Raw genomic sequence first — 24,545 nt, 5'->3', positions numbered from 1 at the left:
ATCATCATGGACTTCACGTACGACGAACAGCAGATGGCATTCCGGAAAGCGCTGCGCACCTTCGTCGACAAGGAAATCATCCCGGTAGCCAACGAGTGGGAGAAGACGGGCCGATACCCCACCGAGATCGTCGAACACATGAAGGCCATGGGCCTGTTCGGGATCACGACGCCGGAGGAGTACGGCGGACTCGACCTCGACAAGGTCTCGTTCACCCTGGTGTACGAGGAGCTCGCCCGCGGATGGATGGGCGTCGCCGGAATTCTCGGCAGCCACAACCTCTCGTGCTGGATGATCGGCAAGCACGGCACCGAGGAGCAGAAGAAGACGCTGCTGCCCAAGCTTGCGACCGGTGAATGGCGAACGGGAGTCGGCCTGACCGAGCCCGGTGCCGGAACCGACCTGCAGGGCATCAAGACCACCGCCAAGCGCGACGGCGACCACTACGTCGTCAACGGTGCGAAGACGTGGATCACCAACGCTCGGCATGCGAATGTGCTTCCGGTACTGGTCAAGACCGACAGCACGACGACGCCGGCACACAAGGGCATGTCGCTGCTGTTGATCGACACCACGACCGACGGTTTCGAGGTGCAGCGCGACATGGGCAAGCTCGGTTACAAGGGCACCGAGTCGTGTGAGATCACGTTCACCGACGTGCGCGTCCCCGTCGACGCTCTGCTCGGGGGTGTGGAGGGTCGTGGACTGCAGCAGGCACTGTCGGGTCTCGAGATCGGTCGTCTGAACATTGCCGGACGCAGTGTCGGCATCGCGCAGGCTGCCTACGACGCCGCACTCGAATACGCGAAGCAGCGCACCGCTTTCGGTCAGCCCATCGCCGAGTTTCAGGCCATTCAGCTCAAGATCGCCGACATCGCAACCCAGCTGCAGGCAGCACGGTTGATGACGTACTGGGCTGCATCGCAGGCAGATTCGGGTAAGCGCGTGGATATGGAAGCCGGCATGGCGAAGTACTTCGCTTCCGAGGCTGCCATCACCGCCAGCCTCGAAGCCATGCGCATCCACGGTGGCTACGGCTACTCCACAGAGTTCGTCGTCGAGCGTCTCTACCGAGATGCTCCGCTGATGGCGATCGGTGAGGGAACCAACGACATCATGCGCACCGTCATCGCGAAGTCCCTGGTCGCGGGTACGGGAGTCATCGGATGAGGTCGGCTCTGACGTACCTCTACGTTCCCGGGGACGTGCCGGAGCGCTTCGGCAAGGCACTGGCATCGGGCACCGACGCAGTGGTGCTCGATCTCGAGGACGCCGTCACCGCGGCCAACAAGGACCATGCGCGTGCGACGGTGGCCGAGTGGGTCGCTGCCTGCGAACCGGGTGACGTCCAGATCTGGGTGCGGGTGAACCCAGGGCCGTTGCAGGAGGACGATATTCGCGCGGTGCTGCACCCGAACCTGACCGGCATTTGGCTGCCGAAGGTGTCGTCTGCTCGCGAGGTGGAGCAGGCCGATGCTCTACTGAGTGGCAGTAGCGCGGCGGTCTCGCCCCTCATCGAGACGGCCGCCGGAGTGTTCGCCGCTCTCGAGATCGCCCGTGCACCTCGGGTCAAGTTTCTCCAGATCGGGGAGGTAGACCTCGCCGCCGATCTGGGCGTCGACGGCTCGGCGGAGTCGCTGTCGTTCGTGCGTGCTCAGGTGGTCGCAGCCAGCGTCGCGGCCGGAATCGATCCGCCACCGGCCGCGGTGTCGCGAAACTTCCGAGATGCCGAAGCGTTCGAGGCCGATACCCGGGCGCTTACGGGCCTCGGTTTCGTCGGGCGTGCGTGTATTCATCCTGCTCAATTGGCTCCTGTGCGAACGGTATTCGTGCCGTCGGAGACGGAAGTGCGCGAGGCCGAGGAATTGTTGGCCGACTTGGAACGTGCTACCTCGGGCGTTGCCGTCGACAGCAAGGGATTCCTGATCGACGAAGCTGTGGCCCGCACTGCTCGACGAGTGGTGGAACGTGCCGCGCGGGAGTCGATCAGCACCTGACGTCAGCCGAGTCCGGCAGCGTCGAGTCGGCCACTCGATGCCTGGACTCGGACAATCGGCCGTGTTCACCAGGCCACGGGTCCGGCGTCGTCGAAGAATCCGCCCCGCGGGCCGTCGTCGGGCAGGGTGGCGAGCTTCAGCGCGATGTGCGCACCTTCCTCCGGCGTGCGTGTGGATGCGAATCCGGTGAAATCCGTTGCCACATAGCCCGGGCAGCATGCATTGACGATCACCGCAGTGTCCGCGAGCTGCCGTGCGTACTGCACGGTCATCGCGTTCAGCATGGTCTTGGATGGCGCATATGCCGCCATGATCGGGCCGGTCTGCAGCGCGAGCGAGCCCATATTGCTCGAGACGTTGACGATGCGTGGCGAAGTAGATCGAAGAAGTGCCGGGAGTAGTGCGTTTGTCACTCTGATGACCCCGAATACGTTGGTATCGAGGGTAGTCCGCAGTACGTCGATATCGAGCGTCGTCGGATTCTGCTGTTCGCCGCCGGAAATGCCTGCATTGTTCACCAGTATGTCGAGGTCATGGATCGAGTCGGCCGCTGCGGCGACGCTGTGATCCGACGTGACATCGAGGGGGACTCCGAACGCGTCGATGCCTGCAGCACGAAGTTTGTCGACCGCGTCCTGTCGTCGTGCATCGTTGCGGGCCCCGACTCCCACTCTGATTCCCTGCAGTCCCAGTCCGTGCGCGATGGCAAAGCCGATCCCTTTGTTGGCGCCGGTGACCAGCGCGGTCTTGGTTGTCATGCAGTCCATGGTCGGCGTCGAGCGCAGGTGCGTCCAATACCGATCGACCAACCAGTGATACTCACCGGGTATCACAACTAGGCTGTCGGCGTGGACGACCTCGAAACGCGTGAACTCCGGTATTTCGTTGCCGTTGCCGAGGAACTGCATTTCGGACGCGCGGCGGAGCGCTTGGGTATCGCCCAGCCACCGCTCTCGCGGGCGATCAGCAGGATGGAGCGCCGGCTCGGCGTCGCCCTCCTGGATCGGAATCGTCGCGGAGTGTCACTCACTGCTGCCGGTGCCGGGCTCTTGAGGGACGCTGTAACGGCGCTCGACGCCGTCGCTGCGGCAGTGCAGCGAGCGCGAAGCGCCGGTGACGTCATCAAATTGGTGACCAAAGCCGGTGCGTCCCATGAGCTTTTACGACGCGTGCTCGACGCGCACCCCACGAAGGTGGACATCGTGTTGTGCGAAGTCGGTGAGCAGGCCGAATATCTTCGCCGCGGTGACGCCGATGTGGCGTTGATGCATCGCCCCGTCGACGACCTCGTCGGGTTCGACGTCGAGGACCTCCTCACCGAGGGGCAGGTCGCGATCGTTCCGCGTGATCACCCCTTGGCCTCGAAAGTCGAAGTGGCCATGGATGATATCCGCGATGTGCCGGACCTACCGATGGCCCGATGGCCGCAGCTCGACGGGACCTATCCGGAGGGACCCGGGCCGAAGGTGCGCGCTCAATCGCAGATCGCCCAACTGGTCGCGCTGGGTCAGGCGCTGCTGGTGATCCCAGCGTCGAGTCGCGCGTGGCAGTGGCCCGAGCATGTGGCCGTACCTGTGGCCGATGCGCCGATGATCACGACGGTTATCGCGTGGCCGGCCGGAGTCCGATCGCCGGCGATATCGGCCTTGGTCACGTCGGCTGTCGGTGCATCTTCGATGACGAACTGAACCCGTCGGCGGTGCCGAATCGCCAACCGTCGTCGTACTGACCGAGGCGTCAGCCGAAGGCAATACGAAGCCCGACGCTCGCCGTGGCCCCACCGGCGCTGAGGATGAAGTTGTGCCGTCCTTCGTCGCGGAACACCATCTGCATCGGCAGGAACCAGAATCGGTTCTCGCCGGTGAAGCCGGCACCGGGAATTTGCAGCCCCCGCTGATTCACGATGTGTTCGCCGTTCGCGTCGAGCACTTCGAGAGTCGCGGGAAAGTCCTTACCGATGTCATCGGGTCCCGTCTGCAACAGTGCGACCAGCCGGCATTCAAGCATGCGGGTGTCGCGAGGGACCGTGCAGGTATCCCAGACGCCGCCGAGGATGTCGAGCATGTCGTTGGAGGCTCGCGCGTACTCGGCGAAGAACAATCCGGTGATGATCATCGGTTGCGGTCATCCGTTTCGTAGTATCGAAGTGACTTCATGGCGTCCAGGACGGTCGGGCGCAAGGGTGCCGGCACCTCGTATGTCCCGTCGCAGACCAGCCACCCGTCGGCGATGAATTGGTCCAGTAGGCCGCGGAGCATCAACGCAATGATGTGTTCGTACAGATCCCCGGAGTGGGCCGACCCGACTTCCGGGAGCTGCGTCCGTGGAATGCTCGTCATCGCGGCGAGAACTATCTGTCCGGCAACGACATCGGGGGCTTGCGACTGGCGCCGCGGGTCCTCGCTGAGGAAGTACCGGCGGATGACGTGCGACAGAGCCGTCCGGTGAGCGGACAGCGAGCCGGGGAGTGAGTGGGCGAACTCGTCGGCCCATGGACCGCGTATCGCCGTGGTGGATGTCAACTCGATCAATCCGGCCGCTGTTGCCGCATCCCACAGCGTCATCAGGTTGCGGATGTCGCGCATGGATCGTGAATTCCGCGCACGCGCGTCCAGATCCACCCCGAGGGCCTTCGCCAGCTCGCTGACCGACCCGGGCCGGGGAACACCTGTGCCGGTGATCGGTCGTGACGGACCGAGCCAGTCGAGGAGCGAACGAAGCTGCGCTATCGGCTTCGACGCGGTCAGCGCTGCGAACTCGTCCTCGGCGGTCGGTGGTGTGAGCTCGACATCGTGGGGCGTCGGTCCTTCGACCGGGGACTCGACTGCCGGCTCGATGTCGTCGGCGAATTCCGCGTTGGTGGTACGGGATCCCCGGCGACCGAACAGTGGAATCACGCGAGCGAGGTTGCTGTCTGTACGGTCGGAGGGCACGAACACAGCATAGGAAAAATGTGGGCCCTGCGACGATACGAGCCGAACCGCAGGTCGTCCTCTGGACACGTTTATGCTGTTCGCGATTGACGGCGACGATGAATGCGACGAGCGCGATGCCGCAGCCCTCGACGTCCTCCGGGAGCTCGGCCCGAGGCCTGCACCGGAGCGGTCATGACAATCCAGTGCGCGACCTCGGTGCACGGGGTGCGTGCAGTGGCTGCCGCTTTCGGCCGATGGTGCGTGTCGTACCTCTCCGCTAGGGTCGGGAGAGGTTCATGAGTGGCAGTTGTCGGTACCTGGCCGGCTGTCCGGCAACCCCGTCTCCATCGACAGGGTGCCCCAGGGGAAGAACCGGCGCGTCCCGCAATCGCAGGCGCGCAAGTCGATGGAGGGTTGCACCTCCAGAATGAGGTGAACAATGTCCGGTAGTGGCGAACTCGAAGCAGCACAGGCGAAGTGGGAACCCATTCCGCCGGAACGGCGTCGTGCCTGGTGCCAGACGCTACTGAGTTACCCGCCGATCTGGTACGGCGTGTTTCCGATGCTCGAGACTCGGAGGCTGGTACTCCAAGGCGGGTATGCCAATGCAGAAGCCTGGATCGACCTCGCGAAACGTGCTGAGGCAGTGGGCTTCACGCCTCGGACGTGGCTGATCTTTCGGCAGAGTCTCGAACCCGTTTACCTGAAGGGTCGGTTCCCGTCCCATCCCGAGAACATGCCGAAGCGGCGCGGGAACGGCGGTGTCGAGACGGTGGTGGTCGATCCCGAGGATTTCTCCGAGTGGCCATGGCTGTTCGAGGCGGGGTACCGCGCGGGCGAGGCGACCTTGCAGACGCTCTCTCGCTGAAGCCGTCCACCAGGCCATAAATGGGGTCGGCCTGCCAGTGGAACCGCGGAGATCGCTGTTGCGTCTGATAGTGGATTCGCTTCTACATCGACAACCCGGAGGTCCGAGTCGAACTTGGAACCGATGCAGCAGCAAAGAGACTGACGAGCTTCGGTGAACAGCGCGCATGACCGAACTGGCCGAGGCCATACACGAATTCGGGAACGCAAGACCCTGAAATCGTTGCGTACGAGACGATCGGAACCCTTTACCGAGAACCGATTCGGGTTCCATGGCTGAGCTCTACGGCCACGCGGGGTTGCAGTCCGCCTGGCCGGTCGGGCATTGAGGCTTGGTCAACGCGAATCCAGAGGTGGCACAGGCGTTCCGGATCGAGTCCGCAAAGTAAGGTCACAGCCCAGCGCATTCGCGATGGCGATCGCACCATCGAGTTGGATCGAGTCTTTGCCGCCTTCGAGAGCTTGGATCGTCGACCGACCCACGTCGGCGAGCAATGCCAACTCTGCTTGAGTGAGGCGTAACTGAAGCCGACGTGCGACGAAGGCGGCCGCCACCTCACTCGGATATCTCCGACTTCGTCGTCGCGGATGGGCCATATTCGCTCCTTATGCTTGCGACTACATGCATAGGCGACAATACGCCCCTCTTTTATAGGACTGAGCCCTGTTATGCCTGTGAACGAAGGCATAACGGCATATCCGAATGTCGAATCGCCCGTGTCGGTGGTCAGTTCATTGCGATACTGAATCGACATTGCCTGTACCGGGGACGGGTCCATGCAGTCTCGACCAGCTCGGAGTTGGCATGTCCACGAGAACTTTCATTGCAATCACCGCAGTGGCGCTGGTCTGCGTCGGCTGCTCGAGCAGCCCCAACGAGACACCGAGCGAAGCTGTTCCTGTGACGAGCAGTTCGAGCGTTGCGGTGTCGGCGTCACCTACCTCCAACGTGGACGTGACGGCGGCACCTGAGCCGCCGCCTGTTCCTCAGCCCCAACCCATCACCTACGAGTGCGGCGACTTGGATCTGTATCAGTCAGGCACCGCCCTGTACTCAGACGGCACGACAGGGTACGAAGCCGAGTGCGATACATATGTCCCGCCGGCACCGCCTGAATTGAGATATTGCGATTACGGCGGCACCGCGGTCTTCACCGATGGGTCGTACGTGGTGAACGACCCGAGATGCGCGGCGACAGCGCCGGTACCCGATGCAGGGTATCCGTACAACGAATCCGAGGATCGAAACGGCGATGGCGTCGTGAATGGCTACGAGCGGTGCGGAGTGTTGTGCGGTGAAGAACAGACCAGCGGGGATATCCAAACTCAGTACGGCTGCGAGCAGGGCTACATCACTGGTCCACAGTGCGAATAGATCGACCCGTGTTCGGCATTCGCCGTATTGCCGGTGACCCGTGAGGCATAGTGACCACCACTGTCCGTTGGCGTCGAAGGTGGAACCTCCGTGGGGAATGCAGTCAAGACCGGACGCGACGAGTGGGTCGTCGTCGATGTCGAGACCTCGGGTCTGAAGGCATCCCGTGATCGGGTGCTCAGCGTGGCCGCTATGACGGTCGACGAGGACGGACGCGTCGGACGCGAACTGTCGACACTGGTCAACCCGGGCTGCGATCCCGGTCCGGTGCACATCCACAAACTGACGCCCGAACGGCTTGCCGGTGCACCGACGTTCGACATGATCGCCCCGCAGCTCATGGATCTGCTCGACGGTCGAACCATGGTCGCGCACAACGCAAGTTTCGACCACGGCTTCCTGAAGCTCGAATCGATGCGTGCGGGCATCGACATGCCGACGAAGCAACGGTTGTGCACCGTGGCATTGTCGAGGCGACTACAACTCGACACTCCCAACCACAAGCTATCCACCTTGGCCGCGCACTGGAAAGTGCTGCAGTCCAATGCGCACGACGCCTACGACGATGCCCGCGTGCTGGCGCAGGTTTTCACTCACAGTGCTCGACTGGCCAGGTCGCTCGAACTTCCCCTTCCCGTCGTCACGTGCACCGAGCGCCTGACGCTGTATCCGGACACCGTGCCTCGAACGCATTGCACGTGGGAGAACCCCGGTCCTCTTGCTGGGGACGGCGGTCTGATTCAAGGCATGCGAGTCGTGATCAGCGGCGACACGCGCATTCCGCGGTTGCGTCTGGCCGCTCGAGTCACCGAAGCTGGCTTGGACGTGATGAACTCCGTCAGCCGATTCACCAGTGTGGTGGTGTGCTCGGATCCCACGACCGAAAGCAGAAAGGTCGAGCGAGCTCGGGCTCATGGACTTCGGATAATCTCGGAGTCCGAACTGCTCGACCTGCTACGGGATGTGCAACCAGGAACGCCCAAAGGTACTCGGCCGCAGGTCCAGCCGAAGCCACCCGTGCAACAGCCCGATCCAGTCGCCAAGCCCTGGCAGACGAGAAGGGTCTTGGTCATGGGTGGTTCGCATGCCGATTCTGTGCTGATGCGTTCCCGCCTGATTCAACTCGGTGCGACACCGGCTGTGAATCTCAGCGCTGGCGTGACCGACATCCTGATTCTGGACGGCGGCGATGGAGATCCCCGGATGCCGAAAGTGAAAGAACGGGATCTCACGTTGCTGACACCGGCGGCGATAGACCGTGAGCTGAAGATCGAGGTGCCTGCTCCGCTTCCGGCGCGGCGGTCCCGAATCGCCCCGCTGGTGCCACGTGGTGGTGTTGTCGATCTGGATCCAAGCCTCACCATGCTGACTTTGAACAGTTCGTGGCGGGCCGACGAGTCCGAGCAGGTAGGCGTCGACGTCGTCGCATTCCTGGTCAACGACGACGAGTTGGTCTCCAGTGACGAGGATTTCGTGTTCTACAACGCTCCGGCTACCTCGGACGGTGCCGTCTCGATGTCGATCGACGGTGACAGTGAGCAGGGTGTCCGGATCGACCTGACGCTCGTTCCCGAGGAATGCGCGCGCATCGTCATCGCCGCAGCCATAGACGGCGACAAGACGTTTGGCGACGTCGGTGCAGTCTCTGTTTCGCTCGATGGAGTCGATTCGACGGTCGCCACAGCTGTGCTTGACGCAGCCACGACCGAACAGTCGATGCTGTTGGCCGAGATCTACCGCCGGGGGAGTGGATGGCGCTTTCGACCCATCGGCCAAGGTTATGACGACGGATTGGCTGAATTGGCCGTCAGATACGGCGTGGAAGTCGACGAGTAGCCAAGAACAGGATCCTGTCAGGCATGTCGCAGCGTGCCCGGGACGGCGCGACGCGGCGTCAGCTCGAACGCGTTGCCGAAAGAACACTGACCTCGTTGGGTCCAGTGCAGTCGACCGCAGGCTGATATGCCAACCGTCTCCCGATCGTTCCTATTCAGGCGAGATGTGCAGAATGCGATCAACGGGACAGGGCGGTTACGAACGGAGGGCCGGTGGCATCCAGCTGGGCCATTCGGCCTGTCCTACGAGGTGACCGCGATCGAACCGGGCAATCGTGCGGAACGGGCGTCGCGCTGATGAATTGTCGTACACCTGAGCGCGATCCACCATCTCGACCGCAGAGCGAAGGAGAGGCCACAACCGGTCGTACCGTTCGCGAACTTTCGCCTCTGGGACCGAATGGCCGCCTTGATCGACACGGTTTTGCACTCGGGCCACAGCCGTTTCGACGGGAATTGCGATGACGTGCAGCGTCACCAAATGGCCTGCACCGACGGCAGACTGGACCAGTTCGACCTTGGACTCGTGCGAGAAGACGGTCTTGGTGACGAACGACGATCGTGCCGAGAGGAATTCCGCACGCAGCTCGGCAGCAACTTTCGACGCATCGTAGGCGTGCGCAGACTCGTCGCCGGGCCATCGATCGTGCGCGATCTCGTCGGCATTGACGAACGGAAGATGCGTGACCGGTGACAGTACGCGCGCGTTGAAGGTGCTCTTGCCGGCACCATTGGGTCCAGCGAGTAGATGAAGTACCGGGTCCGAGATCGGTGTTGTCACGATGGGCTGTCTCGGGAGCGCGCTCTATCGACGGTTGCTCCACTCGACGTTGCCGTGCTCGTCGGACTCGACGTACGAGCGACCTTCTGCAGTGAATTCACTCTCGAAGTCGAGCGACTCCGTCACCGATTCCATCTGTTCTGTCCACTCAGCGCGAACGACGGCCTGCCTGTGCGGCGTCAGGTCGTCATAGCGCGCCTTACCTGCGAGCACATCGGCAATATCGCGTGCCGAGACTCGATGTGAAAGCTCCATCTCACGGCCGATCAGTGCCCAGTGAGCAATCTGTTGGGCGGCACTTCGGCTTGCAGCATATCCGGCCACTTTTGCCGCATCGTAAAGTTCGTCGTCGATACGTAGAGACGAGGTGGTGCCCATGTGATGTCCTATCGCCGCAGCAGTATCGCCAGCGTAGCAATCTGCCACAACGCTCTGCTGGGTCTCGATCAACGAGGTCCGACGAGTCCCCGTCACGCGCCGTCCAGCGCACCGAGCAGCCCGGTGAAGGTAGCCCCACCCGTCAGGCCAGGACTGTTGCGAACTGTTCGAGGAAGTAGTCGACGTCCGCCGCCTCGATGGTCAACGGCGGTCTGATCTTCAGGGTGTTTCCGTACAGGCCGGTGGCCGAGATCAGCACCCCGCGTTTCTTCATCGCGTTGACCACGCGTAGGCCCTCGGCTGGGTCCGGTCGACCTGCAGGGCCAATGAATTCGACTCCGACGAACAACCCCGCACCCCGGACGTCCCCGATGGAATCGACGCGATCGGCGACCGTGCTCAGGCCTGCCAGTATGCGCTCACCCATCGCAGCCGAATTGGCCACCAAGTCCTCGTCTCGGATCACGTCCAGCACCGCTTGCGCCGCAGCTATGGTCACTGGATTGCCACCGAAGGTGTTGAAATAGCGCAGGTCTCGTCCGAACTGCTCGGCCAACGAGCTCTGCATCACCAGTCCGGCGATGGGCATGCCGTTGCCCATCGGTTTGCCCATCGTGACGATGTCGGGCAGCAAGCCGTGCCGCTCGAAGCCCCACATCGATGCGCCCAGCCGGCCGAATCCCGGCTGCACCTCGTCGGCGATCAACATTCCACCCGCGGCGTGAACGACATTTGCCGCGGGCTTCAGGAAGGGTGTGGGCTCCGGCAAGATCCCATCGGAGGCGAAGATCGAGTCGATCATCAGAGCCGCGACGCCGATCCCGGACGCGGCCAGGTCGTCGATCTGCGTCTGCACCTGTTCGGCGAACCACGTCCCCAGATCGCCCTCCACCCGGTACGCATCCGGTGCCGGAACTGTCCGCAACCACGGAGCGTCGCGAACGGACGCCGGACCCATCGACGGCGAACAAGCCGCCACATCCACAGTCCCACCGTGATAGGCACTTTCGGTGACGATGATGCCCTGGCGTCCGGTCGCGTGCCGTGCGATGCGGAGAGCGAGGTCGTTGGCCTCGGATCCGGTGCACGTGAACATCGCGGTGTCCAACCGGTCGGGGAAGGTGCCGACCAGATCCTCGGCGTAGCCGATCACCGCCTCGTGCAGGTACCGCGTGTGCGTGTTGATCAACGACATCTGCCGAGTGACGGCCTCGACCACCCGGGGATGGCAATGCCCCACGCTGGCAACGTTGTTGTACATGTCGAGGTATCGCGTGCCATCGGCGTCGAACACATACACACCCTCGCCTCGTACCAACTCGAGCGGAGTCTCGTACATCAGGTGATAGGCAGGCCCGAGCACCCGCCTTCGACGCTCGACCAGATCGAGCGTGCGGGTGCTGAGCCCCACGGCCGAGGATGCATCGAAACCGTTGACGCTCAGGGCCCCGACGCGATCGAGTGTGGTCACCTCACAACCCCTGCAGCCAGAACGCCCAACGCGGATCCGCCATCTTCATCCGCGCGCGGGCGAGCTTCCAGGTTCCGTACTTGTGGTAGTCGAAATCCCATGCGGTGCTGAGCTTGTGGTTCATGCAACCCCACAGCCCCCATTTGACGTCGGCGAGTGCGCTGCACACCTGCACCCGGGAGATCATCGACCACTCGGCTTTGCCGTAGAACTCTTCGATCAGCTCTATGGTCTGCTGCTCGCCGTAGAACATCTCGGTGATCATGACGGCCAGCTCGTAGGCGCGGTCGTTGTTCGACGCGAACTCGTAGTCCACCAATTTCATCGGCAGGCCGTCGCCGATGAGGATGTTGCCCGGCATCGGGTCGTTGTGACACGCCACCAGGTCCAGTCCGGACGCCAGCATCGCGTTCTTCGCCTGCCCGTATTCCGCAAGAATCACCTCGGCGTCGCGCGGCAATCGCACGCCGAGTTCGGCAACCTGATCGAGGTGTTCGTCGATCATGTCGAAAATCGTCTTCGTGATGCTGAGCTTGCTGCCAGAATGCAGCACGCGATACAGATCGATCATGCCCAGGGGAATCTCGGGGCGCTTGAGGTCACCGTTGGTGCACGCCCGATAGCCTTCGAGGAACTCGATCACCTCCACGCCGGTCACCGGATCGAACAGCACCACCTCGGGTCCGATATCCAAAGCGCCTGCACGACGGGCAGCTTCGTTGGCCAGCGACCGATCGATGAACGAATCCGTTCCGGCTCCGGGGAGTTTCATGAAGTAGCGCTTCGGTTTTCCCTCGACGGTGATGCGCCAATTGCTGTTCATCAACCCTCCGGGTACCGGGGTATAGGTGATGTTCAGTCCCTCCCACTCCGCAACGGCAGCCAGGGCTTTCTCCACCTGCCGCTCGGGTTCGGTGCGGGCAGATCCCAGTGCGATCTCGTTCATGGCCACCTCAGATGTTCCGTACTCGGTCGTCGAAATGCGGGTCGCGCAGTCCAGCGCGCGCCCTCAGGAACTGCCAGTCGGAGAACTTCGAGTACTCGTGCGTACCCGGCCTCATCGCGTCCGCATACGAGCCGATGAGGGCCCACCGCATGCAGTCGGCGATGCCGTAGATGCGGGCGCGATCGAACAACGCACTGTCGAACGACCCCCACATCATCTCGAACACCTCACGTGCGTCGGTGTCGAACGGGCGGATCTCGGCGAGCAACGCACCGATGTCCTGCAGCGGATCCATCAGCGCCGCAACGTCCCAGTCGACGAGCCGCATGCTGCCGTCGTCGAGCACCAGGACATTGGAGACATTGCCGTCGCCGTGGCATGGCACCGCGTCGACGCCGGCGCTCTCGATCCGCGCTGCGGCGGGTCCGAGAGTGCGCAGCATCCAGTCGAAGTCGGCCGGTAATGCGCCGCCGACCCGCTCGACCAGGCCCCGCACATGCGCCAGGTCCTCGAACACCGACGCACGTCTGGTGATTCCGTTGAGCCGGTGAACGGAGGTCCGCAGTGCCACGAGCTTCTCGACGTTCGCATCCTCGTCGAACAGATCGAGCGTTGCGGTCGAACACAGTCCGGTGAAATCCTCCATCACCAGCACACCGGACGCTGCGTCGGAGAAGAAGACAGCGGGGCCGACGCCCGCGTCACCGGCCGCGGTGGCAGCGGAGAATGTTGCTGCGATATCGATGTAGTCGCGGGCATGCGGTTCCATCACCTTCACGTATGCGGCCGAACCTGCCCCTGAGTCCGCAACCTCGGCCCGCGCCGAATAGCGCTCGGAGTCCGCGCCCCACCAACTGGGACTCGCCATGGTGGTACTGGGGTCCAACGTCAGGTCGCCCGTCGCCCAGATGCCCAACTCGCTCAATGTCTGTCGCACAGTCATCCCAGTGCTCCGATCGTGTCAGCGGCCACAGCTGTCGGCCAGTCCATCTCGAATCCGCGCGCACCTTCGAGCCATTTCGTCAGCCGCAGCACCGCCTGATCTGCGAACCGCGGTCCGACGACCTGGATCCCGACGGGCATGTGTGCGCTGAAGCCGAAGCAGAGCGCCGACGCAGGCTGGGCGGTCTGGTTGAACCACGCGGTGAAACTGCAGTGGCCCAATGGTTGTGCCGGGTCGAGCCCGACCACTTCGGCCCCGAACCCCACCGTCGGAATGACCGGCGAGATGACGAAGTCGAACTCGGCCGTCTGCGCCCGAATCATCTCCTGCGAGCGCATCACCGCATCGGTGTCGCGCGAGAACTGCGCGGCCGAGAAGTGCGCGGCCGGAGCAGCCCAGTCTGCGACCGCGGGCAGGACATCCGATCGCCGGTCCTCAGAAATCGCCTCCCATTCCGTTCGTGCACGAACCTGGAACAGACGATCCAACGCCGGGTACGGATCTGCGCCGAAGATCGGCGGCATTTCGGTGACCACGGCACCCGCTGCACTCAGTTGCATTGCTGCAGAACGCACCACGGCCTGCACGTCGTCGGAAACGGAGGGACCGTAGCCCATGTCCAGCATGACGCCGATGCGCAGTCCGGCAGGAGCCAGGCCCCCGCGTATATCGGTGGTGTCCTCATAGGGAAGGCTCCACGTGTCCCGTGGATCGGGCCTCGAGATGACACCGTAGAGATCGATGAGATCGTCGACGGTGCGCGCCATCGGACCGGCCGATCGCATGGTCGACGGAGCGGTATGCGGTATACGGCCCTGCGTCGGCTTCAATGCGACGAGCCCGCAGTGTCCTGCGGGCAACCGCACCGACCCGGCGATATCGGAACCGACAGAACCGAAACCGATGCCCGACGCCAACGACGCACCTGCGCCTGCACTGGATCCACCGGTATTGCGCGAGAGGTCCCAGGGATTGCGGGTGATTCCGTACAGCGAGCTGACGCCCGCTGCCATCATCCCCATGTCGGGCATCGTCGTCTTCCCGACGATGACTGCACCGGCTTCCTTCAGTCGCGCAGCCGGTGGTGCGTCGACGGTCGACATCGGCAGGTCCGCATTCGCGGCGACGCCGTGCCGCCACGGCATCCCGATCGCATGGATGCTGTCCTTGATCGTCACCGGAATGCCGTCCAAGTCGCCCCGGGCGCGACCGGATACGAGTCGATCGGTCGCGGCCTGAGCTGCCGCACGTGCACCCGATTCATCGACGTACGCAATCGCATTGATCACGGGGTCGATGGCCGCCAGATGCTCCAGCGTGGCATCGAGCAGGTGCAGGGGAGTGGTCTCACCGCTGCCGAACGCCTCGCGAATCTCGGCGATCGTCTTCGTCAAGAGGGGATTCATCGAGTGCCTTTCGTGCCGGCGAGTTCGACGGGCAGGACGACCCCGATATCGCCGCGCACCATGCGCGCGACCGTCTCGGCGAGCATCTTCACACCGTCGAGCAGGTCGGCATCGTGGGTCTGCTCCTTCTCGCTGTGCGAGATGCCGTCGACGCTGGGGACGAACAGCATCACCGTCGGAACGACGTCCTTGAGATTCACCGAGTCATGGCCGGCCATGGTGAGCATCCGTCGACACGACAATCCGAGGGACTCGGCGGCTTCCTCGGCGAGTTCGACGCCCTCGATCTGGTAGCTCGTGGACGGACGCAGCGCCGACGTGTCGATGCTGACGCGCACCTCCCCGTCGGCGTTCACGGAATCGATTGCTGCAAGCATCTTCTCGTGGGCCTGCTCGAGAACCTCGGGATCGGAGGACCGGATGTCGATGGCCATGGCGACCTTCGACGGCACGACGATGGGGGAGTTGGGTTCGACGTCGAACTCGCCGACCGAGGCCAGCAGCGCCTGTTCCGGAAACTGGGTCGTGAGATCGCGGGCAGCGAGCACGATGCGGGATGCGCCGACCAACGCGTCGTGACGCAGGGCCATATGAGTTGCGCCGGTGTGCGACTGCTCGCCGTGCACGGTGATCGAGTACTTCCGCGCGGCCCAGTTGGCGGTGACGATGCCGATCGTCGTGCCTGTGCTCTCGAGGATGGGACCCTGTTCGATGTGGATCTCGGCGTAGGAGGCGGCCTCGGGAGCGGAATCATTGCCGTGGAAACCGATATCGGACAAAGCATCCCGCACGCTGACACCACTACGGTCGGTGACCTTCAGGATGTCGTCGGCCTCGAACTTGCCGATGAAGACCCCGCTTCCCATCAGACTGGGCGAGAAGCGGGAGCCTTCCTCGTTGAACCAGTTCACCACCGCAAGGTTGAATTGTGGTGCGACCGAGCCACGTTCGACACACTCGGCGACCTCGTACGCGGCGTGGGCCGCGGCGAGGACCCCGTAGGCCCCGTCGTACTTCCCGGCGGTCGGCTGACTGTCGAGATGCGAACCGACGAGGACGTACGGTGCGCCTGGCGCAAATTCCACGGTGCCGTACATGTTTCCCACCGCGTCGACAGTGGTGGTGAAGCCGTGCCGGTCGAACCAGTCGGCGAGGAACCGCCTGGTTCGACCGTCGTCCGCGGTTGCTGCCTCGCGGTGCACACCACCGGCGGCGGTGGCACCGAACTGCGACATAGCGGTGAAGTCGTCGAGAAATGTCACGGTCAGATCTTTTCCGGTGCGGGGTTGGTGGCCAGTTCTTCGATCTGGTCCTCGAAGGACAGGTCGACCGGTGCCGTGCGGGTGGGACGTTTGCCGACCTCGAACATCTCGTCGACGCGGGCCTTCTCCTCGGCGGTGGTTCCGGTGGCCTTGGAGACGATGAGGAACACGGCCAGGTTGACGGCCATGCCGACGACGCCACCGGTGAGGCTGCCGAGCCCGACGATGTCGTCCGGGAAGATGGCGGTGAGCACCAGTGCGACGGTGAAGCCGGAGATCATTCCGGCGACTGCGCCCTTACCGTTGCCGCCTCGCCAGAAGATGCCGAGGAACAGCGGAATGGCAAGCTGCACAACGCCTTGGTACGAGATCTGCGCGAGAAGTTGCAGGCGCGTCATGTTGAAGGTGGCGTAGGCGACGATGGCCGCCGCTGCCATGAACGCGAGCATGCTCGTCTTGGCCACCTTGGTGAGCTGGCTGTCGGTGAGCTTGCGCTTGTCGGAGTTGACGATGTCGTTGGCGATCTGCAGTCCGCAGACCTGCACGCTGCCGTCGATGTGGCCCATGGACGCGGCGAACACCATGGTGGCGGCGAGCCCCAGAAGCCACGTCCCGCCGTAGCTTTCGGCAATGGTGAACCAGCCGGTCTGCGGCGAGTCGGCGACGGCGGGAATGACCGTTCCGGCAATGCCGACGAGCATGAGCAGGGAGTAGAAGACGCCGGAGATCAGCACGGTGCGGATGGTGCCGGACTTGACTGCGCGAACACTGGACGCGGTGTAGATGCGCTGGAAGCTCGTCGGCCAGCACAGCGATCCGACGACACCGGTGAAGATGAGCGCGAAGAGGTAGAACGGGCCGTAGGAGTCGCCGTCGCCCGGAACGCGCAGGTACTCGTCGGCGACGTCTCCGAGAGTCGAGAAGCTGATCGGACCGCCGGCGACACCGGAGAGCAGAATCAGGCATAGTGCAGCAGAGAAGACGTAGGCGACCAGACCTTGGAACATGTCGGTCATGATCAGGCCGCGCATGCCCATCTTGACGGTCCAGTACTGGCGGATGACGATGACGGCCAGGCCGACGAACAGGCACGTGGTGACCGACCATGCTCCGGCACTGGCGATCTGGAAGACCTCGCCGAGTGCCTGCATGCCGAGGACCACCCAGGGGAAGAGCGAGACGATACCGATGACGCTGGCGACGATCTTGGTGCCGCGGGAGTTGAAGCGCAGGCCCAGCAGGTCGGGCTGTGATCGCAGGTTGTACTTAGCTCCCCATCGCCAGGCGCGGGTGGCCATGAAATACATCATGGCGACACCGAGGCTGGAGTACGCGAGGCCGTACAGTCCGAATACGCCTGCGCCGCTGGCGAGTCCGAAGAACGCGATGAACACCGAGCCCGGCCACCACGAGTTGACGTAGCTCATCGCGACGTACCAGGGACCGTAGCTGCGACCGCCCACCGAGTACTCGTCGAACGTGGGGGAGGTCTTCTGTTGGGTGGTGTAGAGGATGAAGATGACGACGGCGTAGAAGACGCCGAGCATTCCCAGCATGATCAACATGTCATTCTCCAGTCAGCGGTGCGGTAGCGGGGAGGAGATCCTCGTCGAGCTCGCCGCGGATGTCCTCGACGATGTAGAGACCCCAGAGAGTGAGTCCCAGAACGACTCCGTTGATCAGCCAGTACATGATGGCGAACGGAATACCGAGAATCTCGTAGCGAATGCCACTGCCCCACATGTACAGCGGGGGGAACAGTGCGAAGAGCAGAGCGAGAGCGTAGATACCGCCGAAGAACGTCATGATGCTCTTTCGGCTCAGGCCGCGAATGTACTCTTTCATGTGCGTCATCCTTGGTTGACTATTTTGAGAACCGAGTCGTGAATTGCGCCGTTGGTCGCAATCCCGTTGCCTTTGTCGAAGTCTCGCGCTCCGTCGAGCGAGGTGAACGTGCCGCCGGCTTCCTCGATGATCACCGGCATGGGGGCAAGATCGTAGATCTGCGTCGTGTAGTCGACCACTGCGTCGGCCTGGCCGCTCGCAACCATCATGTAGCCATAGGCGTCGCCCCAGGTCCTCAGCACGGCACCGGTGGCGTGGAGGTCGACGATGGTATCGGGGTGCCAGTCCTCGAGCCAGGTTGCCATCACATAGGCACCGTCCAGATCTGTCCTGGTCGAAACATGTACCTGCTCACCATTTTTCCAGCACCCTTTGCCGCGCTCGGCGTGCATGAGGATGTTTGCGCTGGGTAGGTTGATGACGCCGAAGACGATCTGCTCGCCTTCTTCGAGCGCAATCAGGTTGGCGTACAGCGGAACTCCGTGCACGAACGACTTGGTGCCGTCGATCGGGTCGACGATCCATCGGTAGTCGGAGGTGCCGCTGGTTTCACCGAACTCCTCCCCGAGAAAGCCGTCGGTGGGGAAGTGCTCGGCGACGCCGGCTCTGATGTGCGTCTCGATATCGCGATCCGCCTGTGTAACAGGGGAACCGTCCTGTTTCTGTTCGACGGTGAGGGCTGAGGTGTCGAACCAGTGACGAGCGATCTCGCCCGCCGAGCGAGCGAGCTCCACGCCGAGAGCGGCGCGTGCCGACCTGGAATCCTCCACGGTGTTGCACCCTTCGGTAGATGTTGCGTTCTCGGGTAGGTGCAACGATGGGCGTAGACCATTTCTGGTTTTCTCGTCGATACGTGAACGTCGTGTAACGCGTGACCTGGTTGCGGGTCATAGGACACCCGCCGTGTTAATCGTGCGTTAATGCCCAGGTCGAGGGGTGTTGCGCGGGCCTGATTGAAGATTGAATGGGCTTCTGCAGTCGTGACGAAGGAAATCGAGGTGATTCGGTGCTGTTGATGGAGCAGACGCACGCGGCGCTTCTTCGGTTGACTGCCGAGCTCGAATCGCGGTCCGTTGCCCGGTTGCCTCCCGAACGCGAACTGGCCGAGCGACTCGGCACGTCACGGACGACGCTGCGCAAAGCATTGGATCTCCTCGAACGCGACGGCGTCATCCGACGGACGAAGGGGAGAGCCGGCGGTGCGTTCCTGACCTCGGTGACACCGGGTTCGTCGTCACCGGAAAGTGCGCAGTCCCTCTGTCAGAGCCGGCGACTGCTGCGAAGCCTCAACACCGTCAAGGGCGTCCCGCAGATGCTGCACGAACAGGGATTTCGCGACGGGACCAAGGTCATCTCGGCGCGCATCGCCGAGCCGAGCCCGGAGGCGGCGCAGGTACTGGGAGACGGACCTGTGGTATCTCTGCTGCGGCTGCGCTTCGCGGACGGCGACACGCTCTCGCTGGAGCAGATGTACCTCAGCGACAGCATCTGTGGCCGAGTTCTGGAGACCCCGTTGAACTCGGTGTACGAGGCGCTGCGCACCAGGCTCGGCGTATCGGTCTGTATGGCAGACGAATCCATCGAATTGGCGACGATCAGTGCGCCTGCGGGCTCGCTGCTCCGGCAACCCGAGGGAACGCCCATCCTGAAGCTCGAACGCATCGGATACGACCAGTCCGAACGACCCGTCGAATATTCGGTGGACCTGTTCCGCGCCGACCGAACTCGATTGAGTGTGCGCACCTCGTCGCTGGTGAGTGCGTCGGTCACGGAGACGTCGACGTAAAAAGCAGGCCAGGAGACCGTGGTCCCCGGGCCTGGACGTGGCTGGCTACTCGGTGCAGCAGTGCCCAGCGAGCTTCGGCGTCTCCGGTGCCAGATCCAGCATCGGATTGCCGTCGAAGAATCCCGTGGGCTTGAGGTGCAGACTCACATGGCTGACCGGCATGACCGGCCAATCCTCGGGGCGCACCACGTGGTGAGCGGCGATCGTGGGCCAGATGACCAGGTCTGCGTCTTCGAGTGAGCGATCCTGCGCGGTGTATGCCACCAGGCCGTCGTAGCCGGGATTCTGGGCCACGTACTCACCGGCTGCGTAGCGTTCCCGTTCTTCGTACGGCGTCGCCCACATGTGCTTGGTGGCGAACCCGCCTCGGCGAGCCTGCTGCGAACCGGGCTGTGCCAGAGGCAGAGCGACCGCACCGGACGGCTCGATCTTGTACCCGATGTGCCCGCCGAGCTTGTTCTTTTTGTCCGCGTTGGCAATCAACCAGGAACGAGCCCGGAGTGGATCGGCGACGCGCTGCGCCTGCGATTCGGTGGCTAGATGGCGCTTCGTCTGACGCCACGCGTTGCCGTGAGGATTGTCCGGCCCGACGGGCACTGCCTCGGCTTCGAGTTCGTAGAGATTGTTGCGTGGCCCGTCCACGTTCATGTCCAGGCGAACGCTGAAGAAGTGCTGGTGATGCGGCCCGTAGAGACCGGGCGCGACGAGCGTGCCGAACTCGGGGATCGTGTCCGGCTCGATCGCGCCGGTGGAAATGATGCCGGTCAGTTTGATCTCGAACTCGATGGACCCGTCGAGATACAGATGCCAGTAGAAGCCGTAGTCGTAGTTGCCCACGGTGGCGAAGAACGACACCACGAGCCGACGGTTGCGTCGGACCTGGCCAACGTTGTCGCGAAAGTCGGTGTGCTTCCAACCGATGCTGTAGTCCTCCTCGTGCATGCAGATCGCATTCGGAAGTTCGATCGGCTGACCGTCCTGATCGTTGACGTACGCGTCGAAGTAGTGAATCTCACCGAGGCAATCACAACCCAGCTGAAGCGAATTGGCGAGAACACCCAAACCGTACTCGCCCTCGTCGAACACGTTCTTGTTCCACTGACTGTCACCGGGATCGCCGTACGGTACGTACATTTCCGACAGCGACGCCCGATGGATGATCGGCCGCAGAGTTCCGCGATCGACGTAACCGACGTCGTGCAGCACCAACCCCTCACGAGGTGTGAAGCCGACGCGCAAGCGCCAATTGGCCCACTCGACGTAGTGGCCGTCCACCGTGAACGACGGACCGTCGGGTTGGGTGATGTCGATCTTCTTCATCGGTGCGCGTTGGTGGGGGAACTCCGGGACATTCCCGGGGCGTTCGTAGAATTTGGGTAGGTAGTTGCCGGGAGTCTGTGGGATGGGAACCACTCCGGTGTCTGCGACGTCGACCACCTCCATCGTGTCCATATCGACTGTGACGACGAGGTTCTCGACGGGCCGCGCATATCCGTTCTCCTGCGCTTCGCTTCGTACGAACGTCAGCGGGCGGGCGAGGCGTCGACCACCGGGGTTGTCACCCTCCATGGTGTGGCCGCTGGCCCACTTGTCCACCATCGCCAGCGAGAAATCGGTGACGCCGCGCTTGACCATCGCCTCCTGCCACCGTGGATCGGCCTTGATGACGTCCTCGCAGCGAAGGAATTCCTCCAGCGTGATGGGTGGCTGGGCATCGGCGATCTCGGTGTAACTGATCAGGGCATCATGAGTGAGCGAGACCACTGCCTCGACGGTGGCATGGGCGTCACGGTCACGCAGGACGACGAATGCTCGACGGTCCGTATCCGATTGCTGCAGATCGGCTTTGGTCGGCTCCAGCAGCTCGATGTAGACGAAGCGCGCAGCAGAGGTCAGACTCTGCTCGCGAGTCACGATCGCCGACGTCCTCGAAATCTCCTGCGGGGTCAGCGGTTCGAGGGGGTGAACTACAACGGGCGCAAAGGTATCGGTCATCGTGGCTCCTGCAATGGGTAGTGGAGAAGTTCCGGCGGAATGCGGCGCGTGCGAAGGAAAACGACGACGGCGGCGAGCGCGAGTTCGGTCGCAGCAAGAATCGAGGCCGCCGAAACGTCGCTGACCCTGTCGGTGACGAGGGCATGATGGTGCCCCGCGGGACCGGAGGCATGCGCAAGCAGCATCACGGCGCTCGACGTCGCCATGATCACCCACGGACGATTGCTCGTCGACCGCCACAGATCGGCAGCACACAGCAGGCACACCACCGCCATGGCGGCGACCACAACACCGAGTGCGCTGCCGATCCCCATCCTCAGGTGGAGAAAGGCCGTGGTCACCGCCAGTGCCGCTGCACAACGGTTGATCAACACTGTCCGGGGCTCCCTGTCGTCGATGTCGGTTACGACGTTAGGGGTAGACCATTTCTGGTACTTGCATGCTGTGTGAGGGACCTGTAACTCCGGGGGTTCTTCACCGTGGTTGGTATTCGTCCGTCCCATGCACTCCTTCGAATCCATTCAAACAGCGGAGTTCGCACCACCGGACATATCGGTACAGTCCGATTTGCATGTTCACCGCTAGAGAAGGGAACTCCACAATGGAGTGCAAGAAGTGCTACAAGCGCGTTCACGAATGCCCCAACTGCAAAGGTCGCGGAGGCGGCAGCGATTTCGGAAATCATCTCAATTGCAGCAAGTGCAGCAACACCGGATATCTCTGCAATACGCACGACGGATATTGGAAGTAGTTCGACAGCAAAAGAACTGGAGACCGTCGCCTCGCCGAGGGTGTCCCCGAGTGAGAGGCCGGCATCTTGGGTTTGTTCACGCGCCCACGCGCGGCGATCGACTGGAGTACCGAACCGATTGTTGCTGAAGCGAATTGGCAACGTCACCAGACGGTACGGCCGAGCTTCGTTGCGCTAGCCGAGACTCTCATTGCTGAGAGTGGTCGTGACTCGAGGCGCATCGACACCGACAAGGTTGTCGGCGCTCTGACGAATATCTGCAGAACTATCGCGGCTGAGAACCTCCCGGACCGATCCGACGCCATCGAGGCAATTCTGGAACGACCCGGCAACGCACGGGACGCGATCTGGGACTACTTCACGTACGCCGGTGCCAAAGGCGTCGCGTTGTCGAACCACATCGGCGAATTGTTGACCAGTGGAAAGGTCCGCATCATCATCGCGTCGATGATCGACGAGGGTCGACTCAACTCGACTGGGGACGTCGGGTCCGACGGAATACCCTTGATGTCACCGGACAGCCCAGACACGGAGGCGTTGGCCGACCCCGGCGGTGACGAGCTAGATCCGGTCAGCACCGTATACAAGCTCATCAGCAGCGTTGGTCTGAGTGTGATGGTGTACGGCCCTGGTGACCTGTCCGAGTGCTTCGTCGCCACGTCGGAGGCGGCACCGCTCTTCTCCGGAACGGTGACCGAAAGCGGCCTTCTGGGGGCTTTCCCAGATCTGTCGAACGTCTACTGGTTCGGAATCGATGGTGTCGACGGGTCGGCGATCGTCGTGCCCGTCACTCCGGATGCGGACGTAGGTCGCATTCTTCGAGAGGTCGTCGATCCGCTTTCCACCTTGGGGGCACCGTGGTCGACGGCAATCGCACGCGGTTCGGTGGTCCCAACTACGTTCGCGCGCATATTCGATCGATCCGTCGTACGTCGCGTGTGGAACTTGCCTGGGCTGCACACACTTCGACCCGTCGATGCCGAGCCGCTCGAACTGTCCTGGAGCCTCCGATCTCGGATGATGGCCGATGAGTGGAGGAACATCAGTGGCAACTTCTTCGCCAAGGAAGTCGTCGACGCGCAGGGTGCTCGGATTACCGTTCATTTCGCCTCATGGAGGGGCTCACACGCAGTCTTCGTTGCTCTCGGTGAATCGATCGACGGGCGAGTACCCGACGAGATGACACGGATCGAGCTCTCCTCGTGCGAGATCGGTGTCGCGTACGAGCAGGTGGTGCTCATAGAGAGGCTTCAGGGCCGAGGTTGTCCATCCTTTGCCGATGTTGGGGGCGCTACCGATCGTGTGGTGACGCAGTTCGGTTCTCTCTCCGGACCGTTCGCTGACCCGATGCCTCCACGTGCGGCGGACCAGCATGGAGAAGGCCGCTCTGCTCCCCGATACGATCGTGGCCGAAACTCGGTATTGGAGCTGGCCAGGGGCGCAAACTGTGAATTGGAGACCAATCGGCTCCGCGTCGAACTCGAGTGGGAGAGCGGACCGGCCGGAGCCACCGTTGATACCTCGGCATTGCTGTTGGCCGACACCGGCAAGGTCAGGTCCGATATCGACTTCGTCTTCTACAATCAACCACGCCACGAAGTATGCTCCGTCCGACACGAGAAGTACTCGGGCACTGCCGGGGCACACGACTACGTGTCTTTGGACCTGGCTACAGCAACTCCCTACGCCCATACCATCGTCATCGTCGGTTCTCTCGACGGCGGAACGTTCTCGTCGCTGCACGGATTACGTGCAGTAGTCAACGACCTCGATTCGGGCCACACGATCATTTCGTTTTCGATCACGGGTTCTACCAGCGAAACCGCTCTCATTCTCGGCGAGATCTACCAGCGCAACGGTGGATGGAAGTTCCGTGCAGTGGGGCAAGGGTATGCAACAGGGTTACGTGGTGTCGCAGAGGATTTCGGGATCACCGTCGACTGACGTCGCATTCCATCCGACCAATTCGACCTGGCAACAACGTCGGTCGAT

At 62.8% G+C, this 24,545-nt stretch carries 23 protein-coding genes and 1 riboswitch; of the genes, 7 read left to right on the top strand and 16 right to left on the bottom strand.

Going from position 1 to position 24,545, the window contains the following annotated elements; translation table 11 throughout:
* The first annotated feature begins 6 nt into the window (after window positions 1-6).
* Together CH283_RS27065 and CH283_RS27060 are read left to right on the top strand one after the other, a co-directional pair.
* Entirely contained in the window at window positions 7-1,170 is a 1,164-nt protein-coding gene (locus tag CH283_RS27065; protein WP_094639961.1) for an acyl-CoA dehydrogenase family protein, read from the top strand.
* Window positions 1,167-1,997 carry an HpcH/HpaI aldolase/citrate lyase family protein gene (locus tag CH283_RS27060; RefSeq protein WP_094639962.1) on the top strand — a complete coding sequence of 277 codons (831 nt, stop codon included), beginning with the start codon at window positions 1,167-1,169 and terminating at the stop codon, window positions 1,995-1,997. Before CH283_RS27065 ends, CH283_RS27060 begins: the two co-directional genes overlap by 4 nt.
* Before the next feature lie 65 nt (window positions 1,998-2,062).
* Here CH283_RS27060 and CH283_RS27055 read toward each other — a convergent pair whose 3' ends face one another.
* Window positions 2,063-2,755 (bottom strand): SDR family oxidoreductase, encoded by a 693-nt coding sequence (locus CH283_RS27055; protein WP_255183371.1) that lies wholly within the window; start codon window positions 2,753-2,755, stop codon window positions 2,063-2,065.
* Window positions 2,756-2,845: 90 nt separating this feature from the next.
* Between CH283_RS27055 and CH283_RS27050 the strand changes: the two genes are divergently transcribed.
* Entirely contained in the window at window positions 2,846-3,685 is an 840-nt protein-coding gene (locus CH283_RS27050; RefSeq protein WP_094639963.1) for a LysR family transcriptional regulator, read from the top strand.
* 49 nt (window positions 3,686-3,734) lie between these two features.
* Here CH283_RS27050 and CH283_RS27045 read toward each other — a convergent pair whose 3' ends face one another.
* Together CH283_RS27045 and CH283_RS27040 are read right to left on the bottom strand one after the other, a co-directional pair.
* Window positions 3,735-4,112 carry a DUF6941 family protein gene (locus CH283_RS27045; RefSeq protein WP_068047104.1) on the bottom strand — a complete coding sequence of 126 codons (378 nt, stop codon included), beginning with the start codon at window positions 4,110-4,112 and terminating at the stop codon, window positions 3,735-3,737.
* Window positions 4,109-4,930 (bottom strand): hypothetical protein, encoded by an 822-nt coding sequence (locus CH283_RS27040; protein WP_141215342.1) that lies wholly within the window; start codon window positions 4,928-4,930, stop codon window positions 4,109-4,111. Before CH283_RS27040 ends, CH283_RS27045 begins: the two co-directional genes overlap by 4 nt.
* A 274-nt stretch (window positions 4,931-5,204) precedes the next feature.
* Window positions 5,205-5,323: riboswitch (SAM riboswitch) on the top strand.
* 28 nt (window positions 5,324-5,351) lie between these two features.
* Here CH283_RS27040 and CH283_RS27035 point away from each other — a divergent pair.
* The gene (locus CH283_RS27035) at window positions 5,352-5,780 is read left to right on the top strand and encodes a mandelate racemase/muconate lactonizing protein (RefSeq protein WP_094639965.1); all 429 of its coding nucleotides are present in this window, start codon (window positions 5,352-5,354) and stop codon (window positions 5,778-5,780) included.
* A gap of 335 nt (window positions 5,781-6,115) precedes the next feature.
* Here the strand turns inward: CH283_RS27035 and CH283_RS27030 are convergent, their stop codons facing one another.
* Window positions 6,116-6,376 carry a helix-turn-helix domain-containing protein gene (locus tag CH283_RS27030; protein ID WP_082898556.1) on the bottom strand — a complete coding sequence of 87 codons (261 nt, stop codon included), beginning with the start codon at window positions 6,374-6,376 and terminating at the stop codon, window positions 6,116-6,118.
* An 868-nt stretch (window positions 6,377-7,244) separates the two neighbouring features.
* Here CH283_RS27030 and CH283_RS27015 point away from each other — a divergent pair.
* The gene (locus CH283_RS27015) at window positions 7,245-8,990 is read left to right on the top strand and encodes a TerD family protein (protein WP_094639966.1); all 1,746 of its coding nucleotides are present in this window, start codon (window positions 7,245-7,247) and stop codon (window positions 8,988-8,990) included.
* Window positions 8,991-9,185: 195 nt separating this feature from the next.
* Here CH283_RS27015 and CH283_RS27010 read toward each other — a convergent pair whose 3' ends face one another.
* From CH283_RS27010 to CH283_RS26965, 10 genes are all read right to left on the bottom strand, one after another.
* The gene (locus CH283_RS27010; RefSeq protein WP_255183370.1) at window positions 9,186-9,770 is read right to left on the bottom strand and encodes an AAA family ATPase; all 585 of its coding nucleotides are present in this window, start codon (window positions 9,768-9,770) and stop codon (window positions 9,186-9,188) included.
* Between the two features lie 24 nt (window positions 9,771-9,794).
* Window positions 9,795-10,220 carry a ParD-like family protein gene (locus CH283_RS27005; RefSeq protein ID WP_255183369.1) on the bottom strand — a complete coding sequence of 142 codons (426 nt, stop codon included), beginning with the start codon at window positions 10,218-10,220 and terminating at the stop codon, window positions 9,795-9,797.
* 70 nt (window positions 10,221-10,290) lie between these two features.
* Window positions 10,291-11,619 carry an aspartate aminotransferase family protein gene (locus tag CH283_RS27000; RefSeq protein ID WP_255183368.1) on the bottom strand — a complete coding sequence of 443 codons (1,329 nt, stop codon included), beginning with the start codon at window positions 11,617-11,619 and terminating at the stop codon, window positions 10,291-10,293.
* A 1-nt stretch (window position 11,620) separates the two neighbouring features.
* The gene (locus CH283_RS26995) at window positions 11,621-12,565 is read right to left on the bottom strand and encodes a choline kinase family protein (RefSeq protein WP_094640057.1); all 945 of its coding nucleotides are present in this window, start codon (window positions 12,563-12,565) and stop codon (window positions 11,621-11,623) included.
* 7 nt (window positions 12,566-12,572) lie between these two features.
* Window positions 12,573-13,508 carry a phosphotransferase family protein gene (locus tag CH283_RS26990; protein WP_094639968.1) on the bottom strand — a complete coding sequence of 312 codons (936 nt, stop codon included), beginning with the start codon at window positions 13,506-13,508 and terminating at the stop codon, window positions 12,573-12,575.
* Window positions 13,505-14,914, bottom strand: coding sequence for an amidase (locus tag CH283_RS26985; RefSeq protein WP_094639969.1), 1,410 nt, complete (start codon window positions 14,912-14,914; stop codon window positions 13,505-13,507). Before CH283_RS26985 ends, CH283_RS26990 begins: the two co-directional genes overlap by 4 nt.
* Window positions 14,911-16,176 (bottom strand): M20 family metallo-hydrolase, encoded by a 1,266-nt coding sequence (locus tag CH283_RS26980; protein ID WP_255183367.1) that lies wholly within the window; start codon window positions 16,174-16,176, stop codon window positions 14,911-14,913. The genes CH283_RS26985 and CH283_RS26980 overlap by 4 nt, the downstream gene beginning before the upstream one ends.
* 2 nt (window positions 16,177-16,178) lie before the next feature.
* On the bottom strand, window positions 16,179-17,741 hold the full coding sequence (locus CH283_RS26975) for a sodium:solute symporter family protein (RefSeq protein WP_094639970.1): 1,563 nt from the start codon (window positions 17,739-17,741) through the stop codon (window positions 16,179-16,181).
* A gap of 1 nt (window position 17,742) precedes the next feature.
* Complete coding sequence (locus CH283_RS26970; RefSeq protein ID WP_094640059.1) at window positions 17,743-18,021, bottom strand: hypothetical protein; 279 nt, start codon at window positions 18,019-18,021, stop codon at window positions 17,743-17,745.
* 5 nt (window positions 18,022-18,026) lie between these two features.
* Window positions 18,027-18,791: an inositol monophosphatase family protein gene (locus CH283_RS26965; protein ID WP_176460538.1), complete on the bottom strand. Its 765-nt coding sequence runs from the start codon at window positions 18,789-18,791 to the stop codon at window positions 18,027-18,029.
* Between the two features lie 245 nt (window positions 18,792-19,036).
* On the opposite strand from CH283_RS26965, the gene CH283_RS26960 reads away from it, so the two are divergent.
* A complete protein-coding gene (locus tag CH283_RS26960) occupies window positions 19,037-19,807 on the top strand; it encodes a GntR family transcriptional regulator (RefSeq protein WP_255183388.1) in 771 nt (256 codons plus the stop codon).
* A 45-nt stretch (window positions 19,808-19,852) separates the two neighbouring features.
* Here the strand turns inward: CH283_RS26960 and CH283_RS26955 are convergent, their stop codons facing one another.
* Window positions 19,853-21,802 (bottom strand): primary-amine oxidase, encoded by a 1,950-nt coding sequence (locus tag CH283_RS26955; RefSeq protein ID WP_094639973.1) that lies wholly within the window; start codon window positions 21,800-21,802, stop codon window positions 19,853-19,855.
* Entirely contained in the window at window positions 21,799-22,176 is a 378-nt protein-coding gene (locus CH283_RS26950) for a hypothetical protein (RefSeq protein ID WP_094639974.1), read from the bottom strand. The genes CH283_RS26955 and CH283_RS26950 overlap by 4 nt, the downstream gene beginning before the upstream one ends.
* Before the next feature lie 443 nt (window positions 22,177-22,619).
* Between CH283_RS26950 and CH283_RS26945 the strand changes: the two genes are divergently transcribed.
* A complete protein-coding gene (locus CH283_RS26945) occupies window positions 22,620-24,497 on the top strand; it encodes a TerD family protein (RefSeq protein WP_094648587.1) in 1,878 nt (625 codons plus the stop codon).
* Window positions 24,498-24,545: the final 48 nt, after the last annotated feature.

Origin of the sequence: Rhodococcus sp. 05-2254-2 (assembly GCF_002259095.1) — a bacterium.
In the GTDB taxonomy this organism is placed as follows: domain Bacteria; phylum Actinomycetota; class Actinomycetes; order Mycobacteriales; family Mycobacteriaceae; genus Rhodococcoides.
Note: the sequence above shows the minus strand (reverse complement) of the source record. Positions and strands in the feature narration are given on the sequence as shown.

Coding starts and splice junctions, on each gene's coding strand:
- CH283_RS26970 (WP_094640059.1), bottom strand. CDS start 18,021: ATGAAAGAGTACATTCGCGGCCTGAGCCGAAAGAGCATCATGACGTTC.
- CH283_RS27065 (WP_094639961.1), top strand. CDS start 7: ATGGACTTCACGTACGACGAACAGCAGATGGCATTCCGGAAAGCGCTG.
- CH283_RS26985 (WP_094639969.1), bottom strand. CDS start 14,914: ATGAATCCCCTCTTGACGAAGACGATCGCCGAGATTCGCGAGGCGTTC.
- CH283_RS26990 (WP_094639968.1), bottom strand. CDS start 13,508: ATGACTGTGCGACAGACATTGAGCGAGTTGGGCATCTGGGCGACGGGC.
- CH283_RS27055 (WP_255183371.1), bottom strand. CDS start 2,755: ATGACAACCAAGACCGCGCTGGTCACCGGCGCCAACAAAGGGATCGGC.
- CH283_RS27060 (WP_094639962.1), top strand. CDS start 1,167: ATGAGGTCGGCTCTGACGTACCTCTACGTTCCCGGGGACGTGCCGGAG.
- CH283_RS26955 (WP_094639973.1), bottom strand. CDS start 21,802: ATGACCGATACCTTTGCGCCCGTTGTAGTTCACCCCCTCGAACCGCTG.
- CH283_RS27045 (WP_068047104.1), bottom strand. CDS start 4,112: ATGATCATCACCGGATTGTTCTTCGCCGAGTACGCGCGAGCCTCCAAC.
- CH283_RS26975 (WP_094639970.1), bottom strand. CDS start 17,741: ATGTTGATCATGCTGGGAATGCTCGGCGTCTTCTACGCCGTCGTCATC.
- CH283_RS26995 (WP_094640057.1), bottom strand. CDS start 12,565: ATGAACGAGATCGCACTGGGATCTGCCCGCACCGAACCCGAGCGGCAG.
- CH283_RS27030 (WP_082898556.1), bottom strand. CDS start 6,376: ATGGCCCATCCGCGACGACGAAGTCGGAGATATCCGAGTGAGGTGGCG.
- CH283_RS27035 (WP_094639965.1), top strand. CDS start 5,352: ATGTCCGGTAGTGGCGAACTCGAAGCAGCACAGGCGAAGTGGGAACCC.
- CH283_RS26960 (WP_255183388.1), top strand. CDS start 19,037: ATGGAGCAGACGCACGCGGCGCTTCTTCGGTTGACTGCCGAGCTCGAA.